Annotated in this window: 21 protein-coding genes; 2 read left to right on the top strand and 19 right to left on the bottom strand. The window is 74.1% G+C overall.

Annotated elements, in window-relative coordinates; translation table 11 throughout:
* Positions 1 to 186: 186 nt before the first annotated feature.
* The 8 genes from AB0K65_RS13585 to AB0K65_RS13620 all read right to left on the bottom strand — a co-directional run bounded on the left by AB0K65_RS13585 (position 187) and on the right by AB0K65_RS13620 (position 9094).
* On the bottom strand, positions 187 to 1431 hold the full coding sequence (locus AB0K65_RS13585) for a glycosyltransferase (protein ID WP_365715993.1): 1245 nt from the start codon (positions 1429 to 1431) through the stop codon (positions 187 to 189).
* Positions 1428 to 2393 carry a glycosyltransferase gene (locus tag AB0K65_RS13590; protein ID WP_365715994.1) on the bottom strand — a complete coding sequence of 322 codons (966 nt, stop codon included), beginning with the start codon at positions 2391 to 2393 and terminating at the stop codon, positions 1428 to 1430. The genes AB0K65_RS13585 and AB0K65_RS13590 overlap by 4 nt, the downstream gene beginning before the upstream one ends.
* Positions 2390 to 3469 (bottom strand): glycosyltransferase family 9 protein, encoded by a 1080-nt coding sequence (locus AB0K65_RS13595; protein WP_365716125.1) that lies wholly within the window; start codon positions 3467 to 3469, stop codon positions 2390 to 2392. Before AB0K65_RS13595 ends, AB0K65_RS13590 begins: the two co-directional genes overlap by 4 nt.
* Before the next feature lie 68 nt (positions 3470 to 3537).
* Entirely contained in the window at positions 3538 to 4149 is a 612-nt protein-coding gene (locus AB0K65_RS13600) for an HAD-IIIA family hydrolase (protein ID WP_365716126.1), read from the bottom strand.
* 380 nt (positions 4150 to 4529) lie between these two features.
* Positions 4530 to 5594 (bottom strand): glycosyltransferase, encoded by a 1065-nt coding sequence (locus tag AB0K65_RS13605; RefSeq protein WP_365715995.1) that lies wholly within the window; start codon positions 5592 to 5594, stop codon positions 4530 to 4532.
* Positions 5591 to 7255, bottom strand: a complete 1665-nt coding sequence (locus tag AB0K65_RS13610; protein WP_365715996.1) for a carbamoyltransferase C-terminal domain-containing protein — start codon at positions 7253 to 7255, stop codon at positions 5591 to 5593. The genes AB0K65_RS13605 and AB0K65_RS13610 overlap by 4 nt, the downstream gene beginning before the upstream one ends.
* A gap of 66 nt (positions 7256 to 7321) precedes the next feature.
* Positions 7322 to 8284, bottom strand: coding sequence for an NAD-dependent epimerase/dehydratase family protein (locus AB0K65_RS13615; protein WP_365715997.1), 963 nt, complete (start codon positions 8282 to 8284; stop codon positions 7322 to 7324).
* A gap of 573 nt (positions 8285 to 8857) precedes the next feature.
* Complete coding sequence (locus AB0K65_RS13620) at positions 8858 to 9094, bottom strand: DUF6480 family protein (RefSeq protein ID WP_365715998.1); 237 nt, start codon at positions 9092 to 9094, stop codon at positions 8858 to 8860.
* 620 nt (positions 9095 to 9714) lie between these two features.
* On the opposite strand from AB0K65_RS13620, the gene AB0K65_RS13625 reads away from it, so the two are divergent.
* The gene (locus tag AB0K65_RS13625; RefSeq protein WP_365715999.1) at positions 9715 to 11238 is read left to right on the top strand and encodes a trehalose-6-phosphate synthase; all 1524 of its coding nucleotides are present in this window, start codon (positions 9715 to 9717) and stop codon (positions 11236 to 11238) included.
* A gap of 200 nt (positions 11239 to 11438) precedes the next feature.
* Here AB0K65_RS13625 and AB0K65_RS13630 read toward each other — a convergent pair whose 3' ends face one another.
* From AB0K65_RS13630 to AB0K65_RS13665, 8 genes are all read right to left on the bottom strand, one after another.
* Positions 11439 to 12083: a DUF2278 family protein gene (locus AB0K65_RS13630; protein WP_365716000.1), complete on the bottom strand. Its 645-nt coding sequence runs from the start codon at positions 12081 to 12083 to the stop codon at positions 11439 to 11441.
* A 92-nt stretch (positions 12084 to 12175) separates the two neighbouring features.
* A complete protein-coding gene (locus AB0K65_RS13635) occupies positions 12176 to 14626 on the bottom strand; it encodes a polysaccharide lyase 8 family protein (RefSeq protein ID WP_365716001.1) in 2451 nt (816 codons plus the stop codon).
* Between the two features lie 146 nt (positions 14627 to 14772).
* The gene (locus AB0K65_RS13640; protein WP_365716002.1) at positions 14773 to 16743 is read right to left on the bottom strand and encodes an ABC transporter permease; all 1971 of its coding nucleotides are present in this window, start codon (positions 16741 to 16743) and stop codon (positions 14773 to 14775) included.
* Between the two features lie 106 nt (positions 16744 to 16849).
* Positions 16850 to 17659: a molybdate ABC transporter substrate-binding protein gene (gene modA / locus AB0K65_RS13645; RefSeq protein WP_365716003.1), complete on the bottom strand. Its 810-nt coding sequence runs from the start codon at positions 17657 to 17659 to the stop codon at positions 16850 to 16852.
* A gap of 96 nt (positions 17660 to 17755) precedes the next feature.
* A complete protein-coding gene (locus AB0K65_RS13650) occupies positions 17756 to 18151 on the bottom strand; it encodes a helix-turn-helix transcriptional regulator (protein WP_365716004.1) in 396 nt (131 codons plus the stop codon).
* Between the two features lie 470 nt (positions 18152 to 18621).
* On the bottom strand, positions 18622 to 19323 hold the full coding sequence (locus AB0K65_RS13655) for a M24 family metallopeptidase (RefSeq protein WP_365716005.1): 702 nt from the start codon (positions 19321 to 19323) through the stop codon (positions 18622 to 18624).
* Between the two features lie 423 nt (positions 19324 to 19746).
* On the bottom strand, positions 19747 to 20205 hold the full coding sequence (locus tag AB0K65_RS13660) for an SRPBCC family protein (RefSeq protein WP_365716006.1): 459 nt from the start codon (positions 20203 to 20205) through the stop codon (positions 19747 to 19749).
* A gap of 67 nt (positions 20206 to 20272) precedes the next feature.
* Positions 20273 to 21067: a hypothetical protein gene (locus tag AB0K65_RS13665; protein ID WP_365716007.1), complete on the bottom strand. Its 795-nt coding sequence runs from the start codon at positions 21065 to 21067 to the stop codon at positions 20273 to 20275.
* A gap of 202 nt (positions 21068 to 21269) precedes the next feature.
* Here AB0K65_RS13665 and gdhA point away from each other — a divergent pair, with 202 nt between their 5' ends.
* Positions 21270 to 22616 carry an NADP-specific glutamate dehydrogenase gene (gdhA, locus tag AB0K65_RS13670; RefSeq protein ID WP_365716008.1) on the top strand — a complete coding sequence of 449 codons (1347 nt, stop codon included), beginning with the start codon at positions 21270 to 21272 and terminating at the stop codon, positions 22614 to 22616.
* On the opposite strand, the gene AB0K65_RS13675 is transcribed toward gdhA, so the two are convergent.
* The 3 genes from AB0K65_RS13675 to acsA all read right to left on the bottom strand — a co-directional run bounded on the left by AB0K65_RS13675 (position 22609) and on the right by acsA (position 26160).
* Positions 22609 to 23115 (bottom strand): ATP-binding cassette domain-containing protein, encoded by a 507-nt coding sequence (locus AB0K65_RS13675; RefSeq protein WP_365716009.1) that lies wholly within the window; start codon positions 23113 to 23115, stop codon positions 22609 to 22611. The two genes, gdhA and AB0K65_RS13675, sit on opposite strands and share 8 nt — an antisense overlap.
* A 403-nt stretch (positions 23116 to 23518) precedes the next feature.
* Positions 23519 to 24373, bottom strand: a complete 855-nt coding sequence (locus AB0K65_RS13680) for a universal stress protein (protein ID WP_365716010.1) — start codon at positions 24371 to 24373, stop codon at positions 23519 to 23521.
* On the bottom strand, positions 24370 to 26160 hold the full coding sequence (acsA, locus tag AB0K65_RS13685; RefSeq protein ID WP_365716011.1) for an acetate--CoA ligase: 1791 nt from the start codon (positions 26158 to 26160) through the stop codon (positions 24370 to 24372). The genes AB0K65_RS13680 and acsA overlap by 4 nt, the downstream gene beginning before the upstream one ends.
* Positions 26161 to 26808: the final 648 nt, after the last annotated feature.

Genomic DNA, 26808 nt, shown 5'->3' on the forward strand with positions numbered 1-26808 from the left:
CCGGGGACCGGTCCGCCGGCTGCCCGACCGGACTCATCCGGCGCTCCGCAACGCCTCCCCGGACCGCGGCCTCCGGCGGAACGGAACCGTCGGCCGGAGGGCGGCCTCCGGCGGAACAGCCCCGTCCGGCCGGTACGGACCGCCCGGTGCTCCGGGCCGCACCCGGGGCCGGCGCGTGGGCGGTGGTCAGAGCGCCCCCGCCACCGGGGCCCGCGCCGCGAGCGCCGTGCGGTAGGACGCCTCCGTGGCGGCCGCCACCCGCGCCCAGCAGAACCGTTCGAGGACGCGTCTGCGGCCGGCGTTGCCGTACGCCACGCGCAGGGCGGGATCGGCGAGGAGCGCGGTCACGGCCGCGGCCAGGGCCCTGGGGTCTCGCGGCGGCACGAGGAGCCCGCTGACCCCGTCGGCGACGGTGTCCAGCTGGCCGCCCACGGCGCTGGCGACGAGCGGCCGCCCGCAGGCCATGGCCTCCAGGGGCACGATGCCGAAGGGTTCGTAGTCGGCAGGGCAGAGGACCACGTCAGCGCTGCGCAGCAGGGCGGGCACCTCCGCCGTCGGCACGCCGCCCAGGAAGTGGACCCGGTCAGCCACACCCGCCTCGATCGCGAGGGAGCGGAGGCGCCGGACCTCGGGGTCGCGGTGGAGCCGGTCGGCGGGCGGCCCGCCCGCCAGCACCAGTTCCGCGCTCCGCAGCCCGGCCAGGGCGGCGATCGACACCGCCGCGCCCTTGCGCGGCACGAGCCGCCCCAGGTGCAGGAGCCGGTGCGGATGCGGTCCGCGGGGCGCGACCGTACCGTCCGGACGGAACACCTCCGGGTCGACGCCGCACGGGACGATGTCGACCTTGCCGCGCGGAACGCCCATGGCGGCCAGTTCGTCCACCTCGTCGCGGCATGTGGCGATCACCCGGTCGCACCCGGCGCCGACGTCCCTCTCGCAGGCGACCCGGGAGGGCGGGCTGGTGTCCGCACGCCCCTGGTGCCGCCGCTTGACGGTGCCGAGCGCGTGATACGTGTGCAGGAGCGGCAGGTGGGTCTCGCGGGTCGCCCACAGGGCCGCGACGCCGGACATCCAGAAGTGCGAGTGGACCGCGTCGGGGGCGCGGGCCTGCCAGTGGCCGGCCAGATAGCGTGCGAACTCCCGCATGTGCGGAGCGAGTTCGTCCTTCGGTATCGGTTCGGGGGGCCCGGCCGGGACATGATGCACCTCGACGCCCGGCCGTAGCGGCGTGTGCACCGGGAGGGCCGGATCGTCCCGACGCGTGTACACCGTCACCTGGTGGCCGCGGTCGGCGAGCGCCCCGGCGAGGTGGGCCACGTGGACGTTCTGGCCGCCCGCGTCGACTTCGCCCAGGGCCGCGAGCGGGCTCGCGTGCTCGGAGACGAGGGCCAGGGCCAGCGGACGGCCGTCGGGAGAGGAGAGAGCTGTCATGACCGTACCTCCGCGATGAGGTGCTCCCAGTCGTCCAGGAAGCGCTTGAGGCCGTACCGTTCGAGAGCCGCCTGCCGGGCCCGCGCGCCGTCCTCGGCGGCCGCCTCCGGTTCGGCGAGATAGTGCCGGGCGGCCCGCGCGAGGACCTCGGGGCGGGTGGAGAGCGTTCCGGTGCCGGCCGGGACGGCCTCGACGGCCTCGGTGGTGGCGAGCGCCACCACGGGCATCCCGAGATGCATGGCCTCCAGGAGCGAGAGCCCCAGCGAGGTCCAGCGCACGGGGTGCAGATAGAGCCTGCGCTGGGCCATGGCGGCGTGCAGCCCGCCTTGGGGGAGATCGGCCGTGCGGCACCGGTCGGAGGTCAGGCCGAGATGGCCGGCGAGGTTCTCCGTCCGCATGCCGAAGACGTCGAGCGGCGCGGCCTCCGCCAGCAGCGGCAGCAGGTCCGTGCCCACGTGACGGTGGCGTCTGACCGGCTCGTTGACGACCACGGCTGCCCTCGGCAGGTGGCCGGTGTAGAGATGGCCGGGGTCGACGATGCCGTGCTCGATGACGGTGGTGCGGGTGCGGCCGTTGTCCCAGAACAAGCGGTTGAAGTGCGTGACGTGCACCAGCGTGAGGTCGTCGCGGTCGGCCATCGGATGCCGGGTGTCCGGCACGTCCCCGCGCGGAGTGTTGTGTTCCAGGTAGACGGCCGGGACGTCCTTGCCGGGGCGGCGGCCGCCGAGCCAGCGGGTGGCCAGCTCCTCCTCGTGCGGACGCTGGAGCACGACGAGGTCCACGGGCGCGTCCGCGAGCTCCCGAGGGGTCGCCTCGCGCACGGTCGACGGCCAGAAGAAGGTCTCGGCGCGGCCGCGCCCGTCGGCGCCCCGGTCCGGTGTCACCGGGACCAGGTAGGTGTGGGGGCCCTGGACGAACGCGGTGGTCCAGGAACCGTGCACGTGCCACAGGAGGATGTTCATACGGTCGCTCCTCGCTCTGCTCCGTGGGCGCCCTCCGGGCGGGCCGGAGCGGCGCCGGTCACCGGCCGGCCGGTGAGCGTGGTCACCGCCGCGACCACTTCGGCGTCGCTCACCCCGTCGAGGCACGGATGCCCTTCGACGGGGCAGATCCGGGCCCTGCTGAGCGCGCAGGGCGCGTCCTGGTCGCCGAGCAGCACATGCGGGACGCGATAGGGACGCCAGCGCTCGGCGGGGACCACCGGCGCGAAGAGGGAGACGACGGGGGTTCCCACGGCCGCCGCCAGGTGGGCGGGGCCGCTGTTGCCCGCCACCACGCACCGGGCGCGCGCGAGGACACCGGCGAGGGTGCGCAGATCGGGGGTCGCGCCGCCGAGGTCGAGGCCGTGCCGGCCCGCGACACGCGCGGTGAGCGCCTTCTCGGCGCGGCCGCCGGTCACCACGACCCGGTGCCCGGCGCGGTGCAGCGCGGCCGCGGCCCGCTCGGCGCGCGCCGGGCTCCAGGCGCGTGCGGGCACCGCCGCTCCCGGATGCACGACGACGTACGGCTCCGGACCGGTCAGTTCCGTGGTGTCGGGCCGCCCGGTGACCCGCAGGGCCCCGTCGTCGCCGGGCGGGAGCCGGAAGCCACAGGCCCGCGCCAGGTCCAGCGCGGCCTCCGCCTCGTGCCGGCCCGGCAGGCGGCGGTGCCGCAGGTCCAGCAGGGAGCCGGGGTAGTCCTCGCTGTCGGCGGCGATCCACGGCACGCCGGCGAGGCGCAGCAGGAGGGCGGCCGGGAGCGGGCTCTGGTGGTACGAGATCAGGATCAGGGCGCGGTCGAACCGCTGCGCGCCGAGGGCGTCGACCAGGGCCGCGCAGGACGGCGGCGACACCGGCGGCGGGTCGAGGCCCACCCAGGGCGCGTCGTGGACGAGGACGTCGTCCACGCCGGGGAGCACTTCGGCGGCGGGGGCGCCGAGCGGGCCGCAGAGCATCACGGTCCGGGCGGATCCCGCGGCCACCGCCCGCACCGCCGGTCCCGCGAGCAGGACGTCTCCGGCGCTGTCGAGGCGTACGACGAGGGTGCGGGGCGCGTTCAGCGGAGACCTCCGCGCGGCGGCGGACCGCTCGTCAGGGGCCACGCCCGGGAGGGTCGACGGGGGTGCGTTCAACGGGCACCTCCGCGGGGAAGCGGCTCGCTTGTGCCGGGGGCGGGGGTGTGCGGGCGGTGCACCGCGCCCGTGCGGGGTGCGTGCGAGCGGGGGGCGGCGCCCAGGAGGATCGCGCGGACAGCGCCCGGGAGACCGGCGGCGGTCTCGGCTGCCGCCTCGACCTCGTCGGGCAGGGTCACCGGGGTCGGCACGAGGATGCCCCGGGCGCCGGCGGCCCGTGCCGCCTCCACGTCGGCTCCGATGTCGCCGATCACCACGGTGCGGGCGGGCCGCACTCCCAGCCGCGCGCAGGCGGCCAGGACCAGACCGGGCGCGGGCTTGCGGCACCGACAGCCGTCGTCCGGGCCGTGCGGACAGACCGCCCACACGGCGAAGGGGCCGAGCAGGTCGTCCACCCGCCGCCGTACCGCCTCCACGTCCTGACGGGTGAGCAGGCCCCGGGCCACACCGGACTGGTTGCTCACCACACCGACGGCGACACCGAGTCCGCGAAGGGCGCTGACGGCGTCAGTGGCGCCCGGCAGGGGCGTCACCAGGTCCGGGTCGCCGTTGTACGGCACGTCCGCGATCAGCGTTCCGTCGCGGTCGAAGAGAACGGCCTCCGGCAGTCGCGCGTACGGCGCCCGCGCCCGTCCCGCTCCGACGGGTGCCGGTGCCCTGCCTTCCTCGCTGTCGAGCAGCCAGGGTCCGGCGTCCTGCGACCGCGTCGGGAGGCGGTCCGCGCCACCGTGACGCACGGCCGGTGAGCGGCGGTCGTGTGCGGACGGCGAGAGCCCGCCGCCCGCGCCCGGAGGACGCCCGGTATCCGCGGCGGCGGGACGTGCGGCCGCCACGCCACCGGGGCAGGGGTGTCCGGGGGCGGACGGGTGCGCCGGGGCGGTGTGCGGGGGGTGACCGGCGTCGGTGCCGGCGGGACCGGCCCCGCCGACGGCGCCCGCGCGACCTCCCGGCGCGTCCGGTGGGTGGGGCCGGGGCGTCGAGGGGCCGGTCATGAGCGGACCCCCTCGCGCAGGGGCTCGTCCGGAGCCGTCGGGCGCAGGACCGGGGGACGGGCCCGTTCGCGGGGGCGGGCCGACCGGTGGACGACCATCCCGCGCAGCCGGTGCCAGGTGGCGGCCGCCGGGATGACCGCGCTCGTCAGGAGCATGGCGGTGATCTCCTCGGGCGTACGGGGGCCGGGGGCGATGCGGGCGAAGGCGAACTCGGCGGTCCCGGCCAGCCAGCCGGCCGCGCACACGGCCGCGGCTCCCGGCCTGCCGAGGGCGGCGCAGCCCAGCGCGCCGACGCCGGCCGCGGTCACCGCCAGGTGGCGGCGGATGCGTCCGCGGGGAGCGTCCGCGCGGGACCACCAGTCAGGCCCGTGCAGCCGCCTCATCAGGATGTCGTCGGCGTTTCCGGCCTGCTGGCGCAGGGAGACCCAGCGGTCCGCCGGTCGCACGGGGTGGGTGGTCCTCCGGGTTCCCGCCGCCAGGACCCAGCCGCCGTCGAGGAGCCGCAGCGCCAGGTCCGCGTCCTCGCGGAAGGCGCGCCGGAAGCGTTCGTCGAAGCCTCCCGACGCCTCCAGCGCCTCGCGGCGGAAGGCCATGTCGGCGGTGATCCAGCGGGCGGTCGCCAGACCGGCCGTGTTGCGTTCCCAGTCCGTGGCGCGGCGGTCCGCGGGCAGGGGTACGTCGATACGGGCGGAGACCGCCGCGGTGTCGGACGAGGCCGTGGAGAGGTCCCGTTCCAGGTCCTCGCCCCAGGTGGCCGAGGGGACCACGTCGTCGTCGAGGAAGACGATCCACGGCACCGGGCCCGCGGCGACGGCGCCGGTGTTCCGCGCCGCCGCCGGACCGCGCCCTCCGCCGGGCACGACGGCGGTCAGGGACCTGAGGGCCTCGGGGATCCTGAGCCCGGGGATCGCCCCGCCGCCGGGGCGGTCGTGGACGATCACGATCCGGGTCGGCTTCGGTCCGGGGGACGCGGCCAGGGCGGCGAGGCAGCGGCCGAGGCTCGGCCGTCCGAGGGTCGGTACGACCACGGCGTACGAGAGCGCGGGGCTGCGGCCGTTCATCGCGACCACCCGTTCGCGCCGGAACGGAACATCTCGTCGCGGCGGACCGCGAAGGGACCGATGGCCAGCAGGTCGACCGGGGACGAGCCGAAGCACTCCAGGGCGTCGCGCGGATCGTCCGCCATGGGCCTTCCGGCGGTGTTGAGGCTGGTGTTGACGACGACCGGCAGGCCCGTGCGGCGCTCGAACTCCTCGAGCATGCGCGCCACGAGCGGCTCCCGGTCCCGGTCGACCGTCTGGATCCGTGCCGTGCCGTCGACGTGCACGACCGCCGGGATGCGCTCGCGCCACTCGGCGGCGACGTCGTGCACGAAGAGCATGTAGGGACTGGGCAGCGGCCCGTCGAACATCTCGGCCGCCCGCTCGGCGAGCACCATGGGCGCGACGGGCCGGAACTGTTCGCGGCCCTTCACGTCGTTGAGCCGCTCCAGGTTGCCCGCGTGTCCGGGGTGGGCGAGCAGCGAGCGGTGGCCGAGAGCCCGCGGCCCGTACTCGGAACGCCCTTGGAACCAGGCCACGATGGCGTTGTCGGCCAGTGCCTCGGCCACGGTGGCGGCGATGTCGGGCGGGCGCTCGAACGGGATGGCCGCCGTCTTCAGCCAGCCGGCGAGCTCCGCGTCGGACCAGTCCCGGCCGAGGGCGGCCGTCGGCATCGGCTCCGGGTTGTCGCCCGCCCCCGCCGACAGGAGCAGGGCGCTCCCGAGCGCGGTGCCGGCGTCACCGGCGGCGGGCTGCACCCACACGCGCGCGAACGGCCCTTCGCGAGCGATCCGCGAGTTGGCGACGCAGTTGAGGGCGACACCGCCGGCGAGGGTCAGCAGCCGGTCGTGCGTGCGCCCGTGAAGCCACCGCACGAGGTCCAGCATCGTCTCCTCCAGGACGGCCTGGGTGCTCGCCGCGACGTCCGCATGGGCCTGGGTCCACGGCTCGTCGGGCGCGCGGGGCGGGCAGAACTCGTCCCAGGGCACGCCGCTCGCGCGGAAGCCGCCCTCGCCCGTCGGGTGGACGTAACGGCGGAGTTCGGCGAGCATGCGGGGCGTGCCGTGCGAGGCGAGCGCCATGACCTTGAACTCGTCGGAGGAGCGCAGGAATCCCAGGTGGTCGGTGAGTTCCTCGTACACGAGGCCGAGGGATTCGGGGAGTTCCTGGGCGTACAGCGGCTCGATGCGGTCGCCGGTCCGGCGCGCGGACAGGTGGGAGCCGCGTTCTCCCCGGCCGTCGAGGACCAGGACCGAGGACGTCTCGGCGTCGTCCGCGGCGAAGGCGCTGGACGCGGCGTGTGCCATGTGGTGGCCGACGAAGCGGACGATGCCGGGGTCGAGGCCGGGGAGCGCGGTCTGCAGGAACCCGGGAACCTCCCGCGCGTACGTCTGACGGAGGTGGTCCCACGGGTCGTCGAGGCCCATGGCGTCGGCCGGCAGGGACTGTGCCGGGTCGTAGGAGTACGCGACGGCGTCGAGGTCCTGGGGTCGCAGACCGGCCCGCTGCAGGCACCAGCGGGCCGCCTGTTCGGGCAGTTCCCAGGCGGAGAACGGCACGGGGCGTTTGCCGTGCTTACGTCGGGAGAATCGTTCCTCTTCCGCTGCGGCGACCGTCTTCCCGTCGACGACCAGGGCGGCGGCGGGGTCGTGGAAGAGAGCGTTGATTCCGAGAACACGCATGGTGGCGGGGGCCTTTCCGCTGTCGGGGCACGGTTGTCTCTCGCGAGGAGGGCGTGGCGCGCGGGGTCAGTCGTCCTGATGGGCGCGGAACCAGGCGATCGTGCGCCGCAGCCCTTCCTCGGCCTGGACCGTGGGCTCCCACTGGAGCTTGTCGCGGGCCAGTGTGATGTCCGGGCAGCGGACGGCGGGATCGTCGGTGGGCCGCTCGATGAACCGGATCTCCGATCGGGAGCCGGTGAGTTCGACGATCCAGCGCGCCAGGTCCAGCATGGTGATCTCGGTCGGGTTGCCGAGGTTGACCGGGCCGCGCATCCCGTGGGCGGCGGCCGCGAGGATGCCTCGGACGGTGTCGTCGACGTAACAGAGGGACCGGGTCTGCAGACCGTCCCCGGTGACCGTCAGCGGCGCCCCGTCGAGGGCCTGCCGTACGAAGGTGGGCACCGCCCGACCGTCGTATCCGCGCATGCGCGGTCCGTAGGTGTTGAAGAGCCGCACGATGGCGGTGTCGGTGCCGTGCTCCGACGACTCGGCCGTCGTGAGCGCCTCGCCGAAGCGCTTGGCCTCGTCGTAGACGCTGCGCGGCCCGACCGGGTTCACATGGCCCCAGTACCGCTCGCTCTGCGGATGTTCCTGCGGGTCGCCGTACACCTCGGACGTCGAGGCGAGCACGAAACGCGCCTCCGAGGTCCGGGCGAGGGCCAGGGCGTTCCGCGTCCCGAGGCTGCCGACCTCCAGGGTGTGCAGGGGGAGGCGGAGATAGTCCGCGGGAGAGGCGGGCGAGGCGAAGTGGAGGACGAGGTCGGGCGGTCGGCCGACGGAGAAGGGTTCGGAGACGTTCGCCTCCAGAAGGGTGAACCCGGGGTCGTCCATCAGGGGGGAGACGTTCGACCGGCGCCCGGTGCTGAAGTCGTCGACGCAGGTCACCGCCGTTCCGGCGTCGAGCAGGGCGGCGCACAGGTGCGAACCGACGAAGCCGGCGCCGCCCGTGACGACCGCGTGCCGCCAGCGGGTCGGGAATGAAGTGGTCATGGGTGATCTCCTCCGACGGACGTGAGGTGATGAGCCGCAGCTCCGGAGGACGAGAAGCCGGCGGCGCCCCCCCCGCGCCCGGGCGGGGCGCGCTCCGGGGGGCCGGTGCGGAACTTCAGCGTCCGTCACGTGCGTGCGGGCCGCCAGACGAAACCGCCTGTCCGGGTGCTCTTCGGGGGCGCGGGAGGCGGTTCGTCACGAGAGGCTCTGCGGGGACGGGGACGGGGACGGGGACGGGGAGGGAGCGGGTGCTCGGCCTCCGGGCCGCTGCTACCCCTGCCGAGCAGCGCTACTCGCTGGAAGCACCCTTTCACCCGGATATGCCCGTCTCCATGCCGAATGCCCGGAGCCTTGGTAGGGGGAGGGGAGCCGGCGCGGGGCGCGGAGGCAGGGGCGTCCGGGGGCGCGGAGACTGCGGCGGAGGTCGAGGCGTGCGCTGAGGGTGACCGGACGGCGTGCGCGCGGGTGGGCGGGGCCGGGGCGCGCGCTGAAGCGCGCCGGAACGACCCGCCCGCGGGAGCCCCGCGGGCGGGCGGCGGTCGCCGCCCCCCCCGCGTCCGCGGGCGGGCGGCGTCAGCGCGTGGCGAGCACGAGCGCGTACGCGAGGAAGAACAGCGCGCAGGCGAGGGCGAGGACCCAGACGACGGCCAGGGGGCCACGCGCCCAGCCGCGGCGGGGCGGCCGGTGAGGGCCGGTGCCGGTGCTCGTGCCCGCCTCGGCCGGAGGGGTCTCTCCGGGGGGCACGCCGCCGCCCGCGTCGAGACCGGGCGTGGTGCGGGGCTCCGGGTCCGGATTGCTCGGTGTGCTCATGGGGAACACCTCCCTGTCGCTCCTCCGGGGCAGCCGGTCGGCGCCTACCCAGACCACGGAGGCTTACTCGACGACGCCGGCCTCATGGCGCGGGGACACGGCCGATGCCGTTCGCTCTCCGCGCTCGGGAGCGGAGGCGGGAATGCGATCAGGCGCGTGCCCGGATTCGCGAGCGGGGACCCACGTCTTCTCTGGGGGCCGAACGGAATGCGGCGGATGTCGCCGAAGCCCTCACTTCCGTCGCGTCACCTCGCGCAGGACGAAGGCCGACGACCGCTCCCTTCTTTACGGCACCTCCCGAGAGCAGCGGGAGTTCGACGCCGGCTGAGTCGAGAAGAGCCCCAATAATCGCTCTGCTCCCTTTGGTTGCAGCAGTTTCTCCCTGCACGAGAGCGCCCATGTCTTCACGTCTTTCCCGCAGATGTCGCGGTCGGAACGGGTTGACGGAAAAGGCCCTCCTGTGCGCGTCCCGCAAATTCGTCACTATTGCGATCGGGCGGACATTTTCGAGAACGAAAGGGGCACCACCGATCTGTAGACGATCGTCGACTTCCGGAACTGACGTACACCGTTTCCCCGGTGGGCCAGGACCGAGTGATCTCGCGAAAGAAGGCACCCGGATGGAAGAACCGCACGAGAACGGAGCGACGGCGACCGGTGCCGGTCTCGTCGTCGTGGCCAACCGGCTGCCGGTGAGTCTGGAGCGGGACGCGGACGGCGCCGAACGGTGGCGCCGCAGTCCTGGCGGTCTGGTGAGCGCGCTCGAGCCCTTCCTCCGCGCCCACCGGGGAGCGTGGGTCGGCTGGCCCGGCGTCGGCGGCACGACACGGGGCTCCTGGCAGGACGGTGAACTGCTGCTGCACCCGGTCGGCCTGACGGTGGAGGAGGTCGACGACTTCTACGAGGGCTTCTCCAACGCCACGTTGTGGCCGCTGTACCACGACGTGGTCATGCCGCCGGAGTACCACCGCCACTGGTGGGAAGCGTACGTCCACGTCAACCGCAAGTTCGCCGCGGCCGCCGCCGAGGCCGGCGGGCCCGGGGCCACGGTCTGGATCCAGGACTACCAGCTCCAGCTCGTCCCCGCGATGCTGCGCGACCTGCGGCCCGACCTGCGGATCGGCTTCTTCCTGCACATCCCGTTCCCTCCCGTCGAGCTCTTCATGCGGCTCCCCTGGCGCACCGAGATCGTGCAGGGACTTCTGGGCGCGGACCTCATCGGCTTCCACCGCCCCGGCGGGGCACGGAACTTCCAGTGGCTCGCCCGGACGCTGGCCGAGGCCGAGGCGGGCCGGCCCGTGTCCGACGTCGGTGACGAACCCGGCCGGCTGACCGTCGGCGACCGCACGGTGGGGGTGGGGGCCTTCCCCATCTCCATCGACGCCGCCGAACTCGACAGCCTGGCCCGCCGGCCCGACATCGAGCGCCGGGCCCGCCGGATCCGCGCCGACCTCGGCAACCCGCGGAAGATCGTGCTCGGCGTCGACCGGCTCGACTACACCAAGGGCATCGACATCCGGCTCCGCGCCCTGCACGAACTCCTCGCGGAGGGGCGGATCTCCGCCCGGGACACCACGATGGTGCAGATCGCCACCCCGAGCCGCGAGCGCGTCGAGCACTACATCCGCATGCGCGAGGACATCGAACGGGCGGTGGGCCGCATGAACGGGGAGTTCGGAAGGGTCGGGCACCCCGCCGTCCACTATCTGCACACCTCGGTGGGCCGCGAGGAGCTCGCCGCCTTCTACCGCGCGGCCGACGTCATGCTCGTCACCCCGCTGCGCGACGGGATGAACCTGGTCTGCAAGGAGTACGTCGCCTGCCGCCACGACCTCGGCGGCGCCCTGGTCCTCAGCGAGTTCGCGGGCGCCGCCGCCGAACTCACCGACGCCCTCCAGGTCAATCCGTACCACCTGGAGGAGGTCAAGTCCCAGCTGGCCCGCGCCCTGGAGATGGGCCCGGCCGAGGCCCGCCACCGCATGACCGCCATGCGCGGTCACGTCCTCACCCACGACGTGAGCCACTGGGCCCGCTCGTTCCTCACCGCCCTGCGCGGTGGCGCCGCCGCGCAGGGCGGCGTCCCGGCGCAGGCCGGGGAGACGGTGGGCGAACCTGTCGGCGCCGCCGACCGGGCTCTGACATGACGTGCTGCCGATCACCGGTCGTACGGGCCGCACGGGCCGGGAGACCGTCCGGACACGCCCTGGGGCGTGTTTCGAAAGTCCCGCCTGCCCCGCGACGCCTGGCACGCACGCTCGCCGCGTTGCCGGGATCGTCCACGTCCGTCCAGTAGGAGGGCGACCCTCCGCCGTGCGATCGCACGCACCAGACGCCGTCACACGCCCTAGGAGGACGGAAGTGGATGGCCCTCGGCGTCCGTGCGGTCCTTCTGGGTGGAGAACTTGTTGAGGAAGACGTCGTAGCGGCCGTCGGGGCGGCGGGTCACGGTCGCTCCGTCCTGCCAGACGCCGTTCTCGTCCCACCACGGGCTGCCCTGCGGATCGCCCTGGTTCTGGTGGATGTTGTGCATGCCCAGACCCGCGTCGAACGGCTCGCCGAAGACGAGGATCGGTCGGCCGACGACGAGGATCGGCTCCAGGGCCAGGGCGGCGTCCAGGTTGGAGCCGGAGGTCCACGGCCGTGACGACGTCGTCCACCGCGACAGCAGGCGCCCGGCGCAGCCGGGGCGGCCACGCAGCGCCCGGTGCCGGATGTAGTCGAGGGCCCCGGAGCCGGCCGTCCGGGCGAGATCGTGGAAGCCGGGCGGCAGCGCGGTCACCGGGCCGAGGTCCGAGGCCTCCACGGTGAAGGTCTTCCACTGCACGCCGGTGGCGGACTGGTGGCTGTCCACGTCGACGGCGCACCTGTACTGGCCTCCTGGCGCGTCGACCCTGAGATGGACGTGAAACCAGGAGCCCTGCGAGTCGGGCGTGTCGCGGAAGTGATGCCGCAGGGTTCCGACGAGGACGCCGTAGTGGTCGAAGGGCACGTTCCCGAGTGGACCACCGGGCCGCCCAGGCGGCCATCGGGGCGCGGCCGTCCGGGCGGTGCGGCGGGTGCCGTGCTCGGGTCCGGTGCCTCTCAGCCCGTCCGGACCACCGCCTTGTGCACCCCCGCGAGGGTGCCCGGCGCGATGCGCAGGCGGAGCGCGGAGCCCGTGCCCTGCACGGTGACCGCGGGGTCCCTGGAGAGGACGGCGGAGACCGGCCGGTTCCATGTCAGGTCGATGGCCGCGCCGTCGCGCAGGGGACCGGAGACGCAGACGGTCGCGGTCGTTCCCGTCTCGCGGATCATCACGCAGGCGGGGGCGCCGGCCGTCACGTCGCCGACCGTGCCGCCGACCCAGAAGTTGATTCCCGTGAAGCCGAGGGAGGGGACGCGGACGCCCTGCCGGTCGTTGGTGTTGGCGAGGACCGCGAGCCAGGCCGTGTCGGCGGCGCGGGCCGCCGTGGCCGCCTGGCTCGCTCCCGGCATCAGCACGTAGGAGTACGCGGCCCACGTCGGGTCGGTGCCGTGGTCGAACCAGAGGGTGAGGTACCTGCGGGTGACCGGATCGGTCACGGCGCTCCTGTTGATGTCCGACCAGGCGCCCGTCCGCGCCTGGCGCAGCGCCTTCAGCGGTGTCGTGGCACCCCCGGGGAAGACGTACCCGGCGTGGCCCGCGAGATGGGCCCACCGGGCGCCGGTGAGTGTGCCGCTCCAGCCGGGCGTGCCGGGCTGGGCCGTACCGTCGACGGTGAAGGCGTGCACGCCGTTCGCCCCGAGGTTGCGGTTCTCGACGACCGATTCGACGCCGGTGCCGTCGCGGCCGTGGATCCCTGCGCCGAGGCAGACGACCGAGTCGTCGAGGAAGAACCACGACTTCTTGGCCAGGAGGGTGGAGGACAGTCCCTTCAGGTACTGCCCGACGGCCGCGTACGTGCCGTCGGTCGCCCCGCCGACCCAGCGCACGTCCGGCCGGGCGGCGCCCCACACGCCGCCCTCGCCGTCGGCCAGCGGGGTGCGGGAGGCGGTGGTGCCGGGCAGCCGGTAGGGATCGACCGTCGGCCAGAAGTCGTCGCTGTACTGCCCGTTGGCGAAGTCGCCGCCCCACCAGTACAGCATCCCCGATCCGCTGTGCCAGGCCCGCAGGTTCTCGCCGTTGCCGTTCTCGTAGTACGTGATCCGGTTGGACGCCATGGAGAGGCACGCGGCCCAGCCAGGGCGACGGTGCACGGCCCGGTCCATGCCGGGGAAGAGTCGATGCCCGGACGGCTCGGGCGTCGCCGGGGCCGGACCGCCGTCCACGCTCTCGAGGCGGGCGAGCGCGGCGACGCCGAGCGCGGGGCTGGAGAGGACGGGGCTGTAGTAGTCGCGCGCGATCCAGCCCTTGACCATGCCGTCCCAGCGGGCCCTCTCGGCGGCGGACGCGCTCCGCGCGAGCAGGGGTACGCACGCGATGACGGCGTGACCGCGCAGATGGTCGTCCTGACGCACGCCCCGGGTGTCCGCCTTCTGCACGCCCCTGCTGACCGCGCGCCCCGAGACGGCGTCCATGGCCAGGCCGTTGAAGAGGAACGGCGCGTACGCCTTCTCGACGGAGTCGAGGACGACCTGCCTGCCGTTGTCCGTGACCTCCCAGGCGGAGCCCGCCAGCAGGGCGAACAGCATCGACAGGCCGCCGAGCATGACGGCGCCGTACGACCCGGCGTAGGGCACGTAGAGGTGCTGGACGAAGCTTCCGTCGGCGTAGAGCCCGTCCCCTGAGGTGACGTAGGGGAAGACCGGCGACAACGCGTCGCGGGCGAGGGCCAGCTTCGCCGGGGAACCGCCCACGGCACCGCGCAGCGCCAGGACCCGGCACAGGTCGACCCGGTTGGCGCCCGTGGAGGTGCCGGTGTAGTGCGCGACCGCGCTGTCCGGCACGAAGTGGTCGACGGCGGCGGTGTGTGCCCCGACACGGGCCGCTCCCAGGTGCTCGTACAGGAGCACGTCGATGTCGAGGAGGGCCTGCGGGATGCCGATCTGCCAGTTGTACCAGTTGCCGTAGCGGGCCCGGCCCGCGCGATAGGCCTGGTCGTGCAGGTGGTCGAGTCCGGTGAGGATGTCCGTCCGCAGGCCGGTGTCGCCGCTGAGTCCGGTACCGGGCTGGGCGTACGCCTCGGTGAGGGTGCGCAGCCGGCTGTAACTCGTCTGCAGATTGCCGGAGTACGTGTACGACTCGGCGTCCGTGTCCGGCTCCGGGTCGAGGTACGGGAGGTCGGGCCAGAGGGAGCCGTTCGCCGGGGCCATGGAGGCGCGGAGGTCGCGGGCGGTCGCGCCGAGCGCGGCCAGCTTCGAGGCGAAGGGCTCGGCGGCGGGGTCGAAGCCGGTGCCGAGGAGCAGGTCCCGCCACGTCAGGCGGAGCGCGTCGTAGGCATCGGCGGCGACGGCGGGTGCGGCGGATGCCGGCACCGCGAACGGTGCCAGGGCGGCGGCGCCGAGGGTCGCGCGCAGCAGACCGCGACGGGACAGGAAGGAGGCGGGAAGGGGAGAGGGGACGGAGGAGTGCATGGCGAGAGGACCCCCGGGGCGGGTGGGGCGGCGGCGCGGGGAGGAGCGCGCCTTAGCAAGCGGTTTCTCTCACGGGGAGGAACCCGGAGTCAATGACTCCGTCCGCTCCGCGTCACGACCTCTCCGGGCCGTCCACGGTGTCCCCGTCAGAGGGCCACGACCGTCACCTCCGTCGCCTTCACGCTCGTCCACACCGCCGTCCCGTCGCCGAGCCCGAGTTCGGCCGCCGCCTGAGGTGTGATCTCCGCGACCAGGTCGGGGGCCCGGTCGGAGGTGACCAGGACGCGCAGACGGCTGCCGGAGGTGGTGATCTCCCGGACGGTGCCGGGCCAGACGTTGCGGGGGCTGCCGGCGGGCTTGTCACGGTGGAGGGAGACGGCCTCGGGGGCGATGACCGCCAGCGCCTCGGTGCCCGTCGGGACGGCCTCCGCGACCACCAGGCGGCCGCCGTCGGCCAGTCGCAGCCCCTCGGGCGAGCCCGTGCCGGGCCAGGCGTTGCGCCCGAGCATGCGGGCCACCCACGGGGAGCGGGGGTGCCGGGTGACCTCGGAGGGCGGAGCGTCCTGGAGCGTCCGGCCGTCGTCGAGGACGAGGACGCGGCCCGCCAGGGCGACCGCCTCGACCGGGTCGTGGGTCACGATCAGGCAGACGCCGCCGAAGCCGTCGAGATGCCGGCGCAGGGTGTGGCGTACGTGCGCGCGCGTGGTCTGGTCGAGTGCGGCGAGCGGCTCGTCGAGGAGGAGCAGCCGGGGGCGGGCGGCCAGGGCGCGCGCGAGGGCCACGCGCTGTGCCTGTCCGCCGGAGAGCTGCGCCGGCCTGCGGCGCGCGAGGTGCCCGACGCCGAGCCGGTCGAGCCACCGCCGCGCCTCGCGGCGCGCCTCGGCGCGGGAGGCACCGTGCGCGCGCAGCCCGTAGGCGGTGTTGGCGAGGGCGCTCATGTGCGGGAAGAGGGCGCCGTCCTGGGGGACCCAGGCGATCTCCCTGCGGTGCGGAGGCCGCGCGGTGACGTCGGTGTCACCGAGACGGACGGTGGCGTGCGCGCGGGGGGTCAGGCCGAGGAGGGCGCGCAGAAGGGTGGTCTTGCCCGCGCCGTTGGCGCCGACCACGGCGATGGTGGTGCCCGGTTCGGCGTCCAGGGTCAGTTCGGTGAAGCCGCAGACCTCGGCGTGGAGGGACCAGCGGTCCCGCGTCGCGACGGGTGCCGGGTCGGCGGGGAGCGTCGCGGGGGCGGGGTCCGGCTCCTCCGCCGCGTGCGCCGCGGGGCGGGGCCGGTCGCTCGGGGTTCCGGTCCAGCGTCCGCGCAGCGCGATCAGGACGAGCATGGCGATGACGAGCAGCAGGAGGGAGACGGACGTCGCCGCCTCCGGCTCCTCCTGGAGCAGCAGATACACCTGGAGGGGCAGGGTCTGGGTGGTGCCGGGGAGATTGCCGGCGAAGGTGATGGTGGCCCCGAACTCGCCCAGTGCCCGAGCCCAGGTGAGGGCGGCGCCCGCGACGAGACCCGGCGCGACCATGGGCAGGGTCACGGTGAGGAACACCCGGAGGGGCGAGGCACCCAGCGAGGCGGCGGTCTCCTCGTAGCGGGGACGGAGTCCGCCGAGCGCGCCTTCCAGGCTGATGACGAGGAAGGGCATGGCGACGAACGTCGCGGCGAGGACCGCGCCCGAGGTATGGAACGGCAGCGTGATGCCGAAGGCGTCCTCCAGCCACGGACCGAGCAGGCCGCGGCGGCCGAAGGCCAGCAGCAGGGCGACCCCGCCGACGGTGGGCGGCAGGACCATCGGGAGCAGGACGAGGGAGCGGACGAACGCCTTGCCGGGGAAGTCCACCCGGGCGAGCAGCCAGGCCAGCGGCACGCCGAGGAGCAGCGACAGGCCGAGGGCCCACAGCGAGACGACGAGCGAGAGACGCAGCGCCCGCGTGGTACCCGCGCTGGTCAGATGGTCTCCGAGCTCGCCCCACGACGTGCGGACGAGGATCCCGATCAGCGGCATCAGCAGGAACGCGACGGCCAGCAGCGCGGGAACCGCCAGCGCGAGCGGCGCGCGCGCCCGCGAGGCGCGCCGGCCACGCGGCGTCCGGGCCGAGGCCGGCGGGAGGGGGCGGAGGCGTTTCATCGATGGTTCCCGGGCTCGGAGGAGGAGGGAGCGACGGATGGAGCCGTACCGGAGCCGCCCGGTCCCCCCCCGGACCTGGGCAGCCCCGGCATGGGCGCGGACGCGGCTACGGCAGCTGGAAGCCGGCGTCCCGCAGTATCTCCCGCGCCTCCGGGCCGCTCAGCCAGGCGACGAACGCGGCGGCGGCCTCGGAGTTCTTCGACGCCTTGAGCGTGGCGGCCGGATACGCGGCGATGGCGTTCTGCTCGTCGGGGATCGCGACCGCGTCGACCTCGTCGGCGGACTTCTCGGCGTCGGTCTTGTAGACGAGGCCGGCGTCGGCCTCGCCCAGCTCGACCTTGCTGAGCACGGCGCGGACGTTCGGCTCCTGCGAGACCGGCCTCACCGCGATCTTCTGCGCGTCGAGGATCTTCGCGCTGTAGCGCCCGGCCGGCACCTCGGGCGCGGCGAGGACGACCTTCAGCCCCGGGTCGCCGAGGTCCTTCAGCTCGTCGATCTTCTTGGGGTTGCCCTCGCCGGTGGCGATGACCAGGCGGTTCCTGGCGATGACGGTCGGCGCGCCGGTGTCGGCCCGCAGCCCGTCCATCGTCTTGGTGTCGGCCGTGACCAGGGCGTCGGCGGGAGCGCCCTGCTTCACCTGCGCGGCGAGCTCCTGCGACCCGGCGAAGGAGAAGGTCACGGTGGTCCCGGGGTGCTTCTTCTCGTACGCGGCGCCGGCGGTCTTGAAGACATCGGTCAGGGAGGCGGCGGCCAGGACCGTCAGCTCGGCCTCGGGGGCGCCGGAGGCGGAGGCGGCGCCCTGGCCGCCGGCGTCCTTCGTGCCGGCGTCGCCGCAGGCGGCCAGCGGCACGAGGAGCGCGGCCGTCAGGGCGGCGCCGGCGGCGCGGCGTCCGGTGAAGGGGAAGGGAGAAGGCATGGGGCTCTCCTGGGGACGACGGCCGGCGGGGGCCGTCCGAACGGATGATGGTGAGCCGCGCCGGTGACGGGCGACGCCGCTGATCTGCGCGAGGTGTCAGGTGCGGTCGATGTGCACGCTGGTCGACTTCACGCGGGCGGTGGCCTGCATGCCGACTTCGAGTCCCAGCTCCTCGACGGCCTCCCTGGTCAGGAGGGACACCAGACGGTGCGGACCGGCCTGGATCTCCACCTGCGCCGCCACGTCGCCGAGCTTGACCGCGGTGACGATGCCGGGGAACGCGTTGCGGGCGCTGGTGTACGGAGTGTCCTCCTCGCCCTGGCCGCTCTGGGCGACCTCGACGGAGAACGCGGCCAGAGCGCGGCCGTCGATGAGGCGGCGCCCGCCCTCGTCCCGATGGGTGGCGACGCGGCCGGCGTCGGCCCAGCGGCGGGCGGTGTCGGGGCTGACGCCGAGCAGGCGCGCCGCCTGCCCGATGGTGTAGGACTGCATATGCGACACCGTAGGGCTCTCTGGCTCTCACATGCAATTATTTCGTGGCTTCCTAGCAGCAGATGCGAGATCGATTGGAGGAACCGACAGGGGTCGGGATCACCGGCGCGGACGACGGGCGGACACACTCCCGTCCCTACTGGGCGCGGGGCCGAGGAGGGCATCGGCCCTGTCTTCGCCGCGCGGTGAACGACGCCCCTCCGGCCGGCCGCGGCCCGGACGGTAGTCCTCCGGCACGCGGGCACGTCGGGGTCGTCAGGGGAGCGCTAGAGCGAAGGAGATGAGGGCCGCGGCCGATCCCGGTCCGTCCCGTCCCGCGGCTGGGGAAGGCCGACGCGGACGTCCGTCGACATGACCCGTGCCGTCACGGCCACGCCGGCGTCGAGCCCGGTCCCCGGGCCGAGCCGCTCCGCTGCCCGCCCCGTGCCGTACGAGGCACAGGCGCGTTCCCAGTCGTGTCCGCGTCCGTGTCAGGCAAGATCCAGCAGCTGCTCGTGGAACCCGCCGAACCCCCGTGACGTGTCGACGAGGTGGATCTCCAGGATCCAGTGGCAGCGCCGGCCGGCCCGGTCGGTACGGCGCAACGGCTGGTCGTTGTCCGGGGTGATGTACGACTCCGCCGTGGCGCCGTCGATCGTCTCGTGCGGGAACTCGCCGACGAGATGCCCCGCGTGCCACCCGCCCAGGGTCCAGCCCCGCTCCGAGCCCGCACGCTCCACCTCCGCGTACAGCCGGCGGCCGGTGATCTCCGGGTCCGCCCGGAAGGCGCGCCGCCCGGCGTCGAAGACGGGGACCAGGTCGTCGCGGAGCCGGTGCTTGACGGGATCGTTCCCGAAGACGAAGGTGCGGCCGAAGTCGGCCTCGTACTCCTCGAAGATCGGACCGAAGTCGGCGAAGGCGATGTCCTCCTCGCCGATGATCCGGTCCGGCGGGTTCTCCTTGTAGGGGTGCATGGTGTGGGGTCCGGAGCGGACGATCCGCTTGTGCCAGTGCCTGGTGGTGCCGAACATCTCGTTCGCCAGGTCCCGGATCCGGTCGCTGACCTCCCGCTCGCCGGAGCCGGGGGCCACCAGGCCCCGCGCCTCCACCTCCGCGAACAGGGCCACCGCCTTGCGCTGGGCCTCCACCAGGCCGAGAGCGCGCGCCTGCTCGTCCGTGCGATCGGATGTCATGGAGCGGGTCCTCTTCCTGGTCAAGAGCGTCGGCCCTCAGGGGCGTTGCGGCGCGTGCCGGCCGTCCGGAGCATCCTGCGTCCGAGGGGGCCGCCACGTCAGCCGGAGCGGCCGTAGTCGGTCAGCTCCCGGCGACCAGGGCCGATGAGGACCGCTAAAGCGTTTGCCGCCGGCCGGACCGGTCGGATAGGACGGCGCCTGGCACGCCGGCTCGCCCCGTTGTCGGGATCGGCCGAGTACGTCCCGTACGAGGACGATCCTCCGCCTTGCGCGCGCCGTAGCCGCGGGGCCCGCCCTTCGGGCGATCGCGCGCACCATACGCCGCGGGGAGCGCCCTTCGGGCGGGCGGTGCTCCTGTCGCGACCCGCCCCAGCCCGCCGGGCTGTCCACCGCGGGGCGCCGTGTACCGGTGCCCCGGCCGCGTCAGCGGGGCGGGATCGCCGCCTCCGCCGCCGCCTTGATCCGGCCCGCGAACGCCGGGGCGTCCTTCCGGGCCGCGAAGAGGGCCGGTCCGACGACGAGCTTGCCCAGCCCGTGCCCCTCGAGCACGTTGTGGACGCGGACCCGCGTCCCGCCGCCCGGGAGCGCCTCCAGGTCGTAACCGCCCTCCCGCGCCGTCACCTTGTTCTTCGAGACCTCGGCCCAGCGGATCCGTACCGGGGCTTCGAGGGCGGTGATGCGGAACTCCCTGGCGGTCTTCATCCCGGCGTCCTTCACGGCGCTCCGGAAGACGGTGCCCACAGCGGTAGGCGCGTCGGGGGTCCGCTCGATGCGCAGGACCCGGGGGCTGAACTCCGGATCGTGGCGTCCGTCGGCGAGGTAGGCGAACACCTCCTCGACGGGCCGGTCGATGCGGGCCGTCGCTTCGAACTTCCCTGACATGGGCACTCCTTGTCGTCCGAGCCGGACCATGACGGGCCGGTGCACCCCGCCCGGCCCCGGGCGGTGGTCAGTCGCGGGTCCTCAGGGCCCTGGTGAGCAGCACACCGGCCACGATCAGGGCCACACCGAGCCACCACACCTCGTCGAAGACCAGGACGGCGACCCCGACGGGGACCAGCAGACCGGCCAGCGGCACGAACAGCCCGGACAGGGGCGGTGCTTCACTCCCTGGCCGGCCCGCCGCGCTCCTCGCACGGGCCCTGGCGACGTCGGGATACCACAGCGTGAAGCGCAGCGCGGCGATGACGGCCAGGATCTGGATGATCCAGCCGGTCCAGATGTTGTCCGCGTTGTGCAGCACCAGGTCGCCGTACGCGCCGGCGACGGCGGCGACCAGGAAGGCGAGGCCCCACGCGCCGGTGATGAGGTAGTTGGTCCGCAGGAACACCGGGGTGCGCCAGTAGGCGGGATCGACCTGTTCCCGCGCGTACTGGAGGGTGAACGGCATACGGACCGCCATGGAGCCGAAGGCGATCACGACGAGGGCGATGTTGGACACCTCCCCGGCGTACGTCTCGAGCCAGCGCAGGGTGCCGTCGCTCGCGAAGGCGCCGATGACGGCCAGGACGGCGAAGAAGACCAGGTCGGAGAGTTCGAGCAGCTTCCAGGAGCTGCCCCGGTCGACGAACCGTCCGCCCGCGACCAGAGCGACGCCGGTCAGGAGGGCCAGCGCGACGGCGATCTCGAACCGGCCGGGACCGACCAGCAACGAGAAGATGATCCACGGCGCCATGCCGACAACCGGGTTCTGGAGGATTCCGGCGGCGTGGCCCCGGCCCTTGGCGGGCGCCTCGGTCTTCACTCCTCCAGATTGCACGGCGCGGCAAGGCTGGTCCATTCGAGGCGGGACCGAGCGCGGCGACGCCTCCCGCGGCGCGTCCTCCGTTACGGGCGGGCGGAGGGCGGGGCCGCCTTCGCCCCCGCACAGGTTAGGGTCCGATCACGACTGGGTCCCGTCGCCCGCGGGCGACGGGACTTTCGGCGAAGGAAGGCGAGACACACCGATGAACGTCAGCGCGCACATCGAGGCCGTCTACACCGAGGTCTGCCGGCGCAACCCCGGCGAGACGGAGTTCCACCAGGCGGCGGCCGAGGTGCTGGACTCCCTCGCGCCCGCGCTGGAGCGGCATCCCGAGTTCGCCGAGACCGGGATCGTGGAACGGCTGGTCGAGCCCGAGCGGCAGCTGATGTTCCGGGTCCCCTGGGTCGACGACGAGGGCTCGGTACGCGTCAACCGGGGCTTCCGGGTGGAGTTCAGCAGCGCGCTCGGCCCGTACAAGGGTGGCTTGCGGTTCCATCCGAGCGTCAACCTCGGCATCGTGAAGTTCCTCGGTTTCGAGCAGATCTTCAAGAACGCGCTGACGGGGATGGCGATCGGCGGCGGCAAGGGCGGCGCCGACTTCGACCCGAAGGGCCGCTCGGACGGCGAGATCATGCGGTTCTGCCAGTCGTTCATGACCGAGCTCCACCGCCACCTGGGCGAGCACACGGACGTGCCGGCGGGCGACATCGGCGTCGGCGCGCGCGAGATCGGCTTCCTCTTCGGCCAGTACAAGCGGATCACCAACCGCTACGAGTCCGGCGTCCTCACCGGCAAGCCGGTGGGCTGGGGCGGCTCCCACGTCCGCACCGAGGCCACGGGCTACGGCGCGGTGTACTTCGCCCAGGAGATGCTGGCCACGCGCGGCGCCGGTTTCGAGGGGCGCCGGGTGGTGGTCTCCGGTTCCGGGAACGTGGCGGTGTACGCGGCGGAGAAGGTCCACGCGCTCGGCGGACGGGTGGTGGCGTGCAGCGACTCCTCCGGGTACGTCGTCGACGAGGACGGCATCGACCTTGAGCTGCTCAAGGACGTCAAGGAGGTGCGGCGCGCACGGATCTCCGCCTACGCCGAGGCGAGGCCGACGGCGCGCTTCTCGGCCCGCGGCACGGTGTTCGACGTCCCGTGCGACATCGCCCTGCCGTGCGCGACCCAGAACGAACTGGGCCGCGAGGACGCCGTGGCTCTGGTCAAGAACGGAGTCATCGCCGTCGCGGAGGGCGCGAACATGCCCTGCACCCCGGAGGCGGTGAAGGTGCTCCGGGAGGCCGGAGTCCTCTTCGGCCCCGGAAAGGCCGCCAACGCGGGCGGTGTCGCCACCTCGGCGCTGGAGATGCAGCAGAACGCCTCCCGCGACAGCTGGTCCTTCGAGGAGACCGAGTCCCGGCTCGCCGCGGTGATGCGCGCCGTCCACGCCGACTGCCGCGACACCGCCGAGGCCTACGGCGGAAACCCCGAGGACTACGCACTCGGCGCCAACGTGGCGGGCTTCCTGCGGGTGGCGCGGGCCATGACGGCCCAGGGCGTCATCTGAGACCACCGCCCGCGGTCCGCCGTCGTCCGCGCCATCCCGCCCTGCCCGACGAGGACGGCCCGTTCGCGCGGCCAACGGTCGCCTGCGAGGCCCGAGTCGCCCTCGGCCTGGCAGGGGCCGTCCCCTTCGGCGCACCCCGGGGAACTCCTCGGCCGGCCACCGTTGTTCTCCACCGCGGAGAAGACCGGTATGAGGTTGAACGCCTGGAAGACGAAGCCCATGGTGTGGGCCCGGTGCTCGGTGCGCACCGCGTCCGACATCGCGAACAGGTCATGGCCGCCGACCGACACCCGGCCGCCGTCGATGTCGTCAGCCCGGACAAGCAGTTCAGCAGCGTGGTCTTTCCTGAACCCCACGGTCCCATGACCGCCACCATCTCCCCGTGCCACACGAGGAGATCCAGGTCGCGGAGGGCGGTGACCTCCACGGAACCCGTCCGGTAGATCTCGCTGACTCCGGTGGCGACGAGAAGCGCCTGATCGGTTCCCATGTGCTCCATACCAACCGCCGGAGGCGACGGGACGCTACGGCCAGCCAGACCCGGGACAGGGGCCGAAGGGCCCCATCGCCGGTGACGGCGAGGCGCGCCCCGGCGGGCCTCACCCGGCCCTGATCAGGCGTTCCCCGATGCCCGGGAGCGCCGCCGGACGGCGGTGGCGGCCAAGGTGCCCGCGCCCGTCGCGGTCACGGCGAGGAGGACGAATCCGCCCGGGACGGGCCCGTCGACCAGGGCCGCACCTGCGTGAAGGGTCGCTCCGCGTACGGATACCCCACGCCCCCGAACGTCTCACCGAGCCGATGGTCCGCGAGCGCGGCGCATGGCGACCGTCCAGGGGGGGCCGAGGCGGTCGCCCGCGTCGTCGGCGGGTTGCGCGCCGCCCTGCGGGCCGGCGGTCCCGACGTCAGTCGTGGGGCACGAGGGCGACCGGTGGTCGACTGTGGTGCAGGACCGCGTGGGCCACGCTTCCGAGGCGGGTACCCAGCGTCGATCGCTGAATGCGCCGACCCACCACCACGAGAGCGGCGTCCTCGGCGGTCCGCACCAGTTCCTGGCCCGCCGACCCGACCGTCACCCGCCCGCTCACCACCAGGCCGGGGAACCTCGCACGCCAGGGTTCGAGGATGTCGTCAAGCGAACGCTGGATCTCGGGGCCGACGGTGAGACGGATGTCCGGGACGACGGGAGGGCCGAGCGTCGCGAAACCGGGCAGCTGCTGTGCGTAGACGACCCGCACCTGGGTGAGGCGCCGGGCCGCCTCCTCGAAGGCGAATCCCAGAACGGTGTCCACGGGGTGTCGCAGGTCGACGCCGACCACGACGGGTCCCCGCGAGGGAGACGTGCCGAGGGTCCGTACGAGGACCACGGGCCGCTTGACCACCCCGGCTACCGACATCCCGACCGAGCCGATCAGATATCCGGCCACTCCGCTCAACGCCCGTGAGCCGAGGACGAGGAGATCGCCCTGTTCGGCCGCGGCGACGAGGCTCGCCACGGGCTCCGCGGGCAGAAGCCGGGTGGTCACCGACAGACCGGGATGACGTTCGCGCAGTCCGGCCGCCGTGCGAGCGAGCAGATCCTCCGCCCACGGCTCGTCGGGTTCCCGAGCCGCGAACGGCAGCAGGGCCGCGGGTGACGCCTCCCGCGCGTGTACCAGGTGCACCCCGGTGCCGCGCACAAGCGCCTCCTCCGCGGCCCACCGCGCGGCGGCGTCCGCCTGATCCGTGCCGTCCAGGCCGACCACGACACCCTGGGTCATGATCGTCCACCTCCTTGGTCGGTGTCGTCGACGTCGTAGACGGACACATCGCCGTCGGGCAAACCCGGTTGACGGGCCCGCAGCAGGCGGCGCATCACTTCTCCGCTCCGGGTGTGGGGGAGGTTCTCGACGAACTCGATCTCCCGGGGGGCGGCGGCCGGGCCGAGGCGCCGACGGGCGAACGCCAGGACCTCGCGCCGCAGTTCGGTGTCGGGCGGATACTCCGGGCGCGGCAGCACGAACGCCTTGACGACCGCGCCGGCCGGCGGGTCGGGCCGTCCGATGACCCCGGCCTCGGCGACCGCCGGATGCTCCATGAGCACGCTCTCCACCTCGAACGGCCCGATGAGGTGCCCCGCGGACGTGATGACGTCGTCGGCGCGGCCCACGAACCAGTACCAGCCGTCGGCGTCGCGGCTGACCAGGTCCCCGGTCAGGTACCAGCCGTCCGCGAAGCACGCCTCGTATCGGCTCGGCTCGTGGAGGTAGCCGCGGAACATCGAGGGCCAGCCCGCTCGCAGGGCGAGCTCGCCCCGCGCGTCCGGCTCCCGGAGGATCCGGGGGTGCCCGCCGGTGACCGCGGCCCGGCCGTCCTCGCCGCACGCGAGCACGGCGGCCTCGACGCCCGGAAGCGGCCGGCCCATGGAACCGGGCCGCACCGGATCGGCCGCGAAGTTGGCGATCATGATCGCCCCCGTCTCCGTCTGCCACCAGGTGTCGTGGACCGGTGGTCCGAGAGCCTCCGCGCCCCAGCGCACGGCCTCGGGATCGAGCGGCTCGCCGGTACTCGCGACGAACCGGAGCGACGACAGGTCGTGGCGCCCGGCGGGCGTCGCGTCGCCGCCGCGTGGTGCGGCGCGCATGAGCGTGCGGAGCGCGGTCGGTGTGGTGTACCAGACGGTGACCCGCTGGTCGGCGAGGACCGCGTACCAGCGGGCGGAGGCGAAGTCCCCCTCGTCGACGACGGTCGTCACCCCGTGGGTGAGGGGGGCGATGATGCCGTACGACATGCCGGTGATCCAGCCGGGGTCGGCGGTGCACCAGAAGACGTCGCCCTCGTGAAGGTCCAGGGCGTAGGCGGCGGTGACGTGGTGCGCGAGGACCGCCTCGTGCACGTGGACCGCGCACTGGGGCGTTCCCGCCGTGCCGCTGGTGAAGTGCAGCAACGCCGGCTCCGAGGGATCGGTCGCCCCCACCGTGTACGCGTCCGGCGCCCCGTCCGTGACCGAGGAGAGGGAGAGGGTGCCCGGCGGCGGGTCGGCACCGGGGTCGAGGAGCAGGACGTGCCGCAGGTGCGGGAGCCGGGACCTCGCCGGCGCCACCTTGCGCTCGTACTGCTCCCGGGTCGTGACCAGGGCCCTGGCGTTGCCCAGCCGCATGCGCAGCGCGACGGGCTCGGGGCCGAAGGCGGTGGACAGGGGACACAGGACCCGCCCGGCACGCAGCGTTCCGAGGACGGTGCCGTACAGCTCGGACCGGCGGCCCAGCAGGGTGAAGACACGCTCACCGCGTTCCACACCGAGCCTCTCCAGCCCGTGCGCGAAGCGGGAGCTCGCGGCCGCGAGCCGGGCGAAGGAAACCGTCGACACGGATCCGTCGCGGCCCACGCATCGCAGCGCGACACGTTCACCGTGGCCCTCGCGCAGATGCCGGTCGACCGCCTCGTACCCCATGTTGAGGCCGCCGTCCGGCAGCCCGGCGAGCCGGGAGCGCTCGCGTCGCCAGGAGAACGCGGCCCGGGCGCTGTCGTATTCGGGCATGACGGGTGCCACCCAGAGGGCGTTCATCGGGGTGGCCCCCCATCGAACGCGAGACCGCCGCGGGCGTACTCGACCGTCACCTCGAATACCGTGCGGTGCCGCATGACGGTCCTCCTGTACGGAACGCTGGCCCCGGCAGAGCTCACCCTGCCGCGCGGAGCCGGTCCCGGGGCAGTGCCGAACGGTCCCCTTCCGGGACGGACGGCCCCTATGGCGAGCGGCTGACAGGGACCCGTCGTGGCAGGCGAGCGCCGGTCACGGAGGGCCGCGGCCGGTCATGAGGTCCGGGAGGCGAGGACCATGGCGGAGACCGGCAGACGACAGGGCCAGGAGGAACCCCGCGCCGGGCACCACCCGGGTCGGTCTGTCCCGGACCCCGCCGAGCCCCGTCCCTCGGCCGACAGCACGGGAACCGCGTTCACACCCCGTGGTGACGCGTGAACCGGACGGTCCACCGGGCCGCGCGGCGGGCACCGCGCGACCAGGACCCTCGAGAAGCGGATGGACGACCCCTCCTCCCGTCGTGTCGCCGCGGACGACCCCTCCTCCCGTCGTGTCGCCGCGGACGACCCCTGCTCCCGTCGTGTCGCCGCGGCGCCTCCCGGGGTGGTCCTGGCGGGCCGCGACCGGGACCGACCGGCCCTACCCGGCCCCTCCACGCCGGTGCGAGCGTGG

Source organism: Streptomyces sp. NPDC053755 (assembly GCF_040677675.1).
GTDB lineage: Bacteria > Actinomycetota > Actinomycetes > Streptomycetales > Streptomycetaceae > Streptomyces.

Coding starts and splice junctions, on each gene's coding strand:
- AB0K65_RS13610 (WP_365715996.1), bottom strand. CDS start 7,255: ATGCGTGTTCTCGGAATCAACGCTCTCTTCCACGACCCCGCCGCCGCC.
- AB0K65_RS13590 (WP_365715994.1), bottom strand. CDS start 2,393: ATGAACATCCTCCTGTGGCACGTGCACGGTTCCTGGACCACCGCGTTC.
- AB0K65_RS13635 (WP_365716001.1), bottom strand. CDS start 14,626: ATGCACTCCTCCGTCCCCTCTCCCCTTCCCGCCTCCTTCCTGTCCCGT.
- modA (WP_365716003.1), bottom strand. CDS start 17,659: ATGCCTTCTCCCTTCCCCTTCACCGGACGCCGCGCCGCCGGCGCCGCC.
- acsA (WP_365716011.1), bottom strand. CDS start 26,160: ATGAACGCCCTCTGGGTGGCACCCGTCATGCCCGAATACGACAGCGCC.
- AB0K65_RS13655 (WP_365716005.1), bottom strand. CDS start 19,323: ATGACATCCGATCGCACGGACGAGCAGGCGCGCGCTCTCGGCCTGGTG.
- AB0K65_RS13620 (WP_365715998.1), bottom strand. CDS start 9,094: ATGAGCACACCGAGCAATCCGGACCCGGAGCCCCGCACCACGCCCGGT.
- AB0K65_RS13650 (WP_365716004.1), bottom strand. CDS start 18,151: ATGCAGTCCTACACCATCGGGCAGGCGGCGCGCCTGCTCGGCGTCAGC.
- AB0K65_RS13605 (WP_365715995.1), bottom strand. CDS start 5,594: ATGAACGGCCGCAGCCCCGCGCTCTCGTACGCCGTGGTCGTACCGACC.
- AB0K65_RS13675 (WP_365716009.1), bottom strand. CDS start 23,115: ATGGAGCACATGGGAACCGATCAGGCGCTTCTCGTCGCCACCGGAGTC.
- gdhA (WP_365716008.1), top strand. CDS start 21,270: ATGAACGTCAGCGCGCACATCGAGGCCGTCTACACCGAGGTCTGCCGG.
- AB0K65_RS13585 (WP_365715993.1), bottom strand. CDS start 1,431: ATGACAGCTCTCTCCTCTCCCGACGGCCGTCCGCTGGCCCTGGCCCTC.
- AB0K65_RS13660 (WP_365716006.1), bottom strand. CDS start 20,205: ATGTCAGGGAAGTTCGAAGCGACGGCCCGCATCGACCGGCCCGTCGAG.
- AB0K65_RS13625 (WP_365715999.1), top strand. CDS start 9,715: ATGGAAGAACCGCACGAGAACGGAGCGACGGCGACCGGTGCCGGTCTC.
- AB0K65_RS13640 (WP_365716002.1), bottom strand. CDS start 16,743: ATGAAACGCCTCCGCCCCCTCCCGCCGGCCTCGGCCCGGACGCCGCGT.
- AB0K65_RS13680 (WP_365716010.1), bottom strand. CDS start 24,373: ATGACCCAGGGTGTCGTGGTCGGCCTGGACGGCACGGATCAGGCGGAC.
- AB0K65_RS13615 (WP_365715997.1), bottom strand. CDS start 8,284: ATGACCACTTCATTCCCGACCCGCTGGCGGCACGCGGTCGTCACGGGC.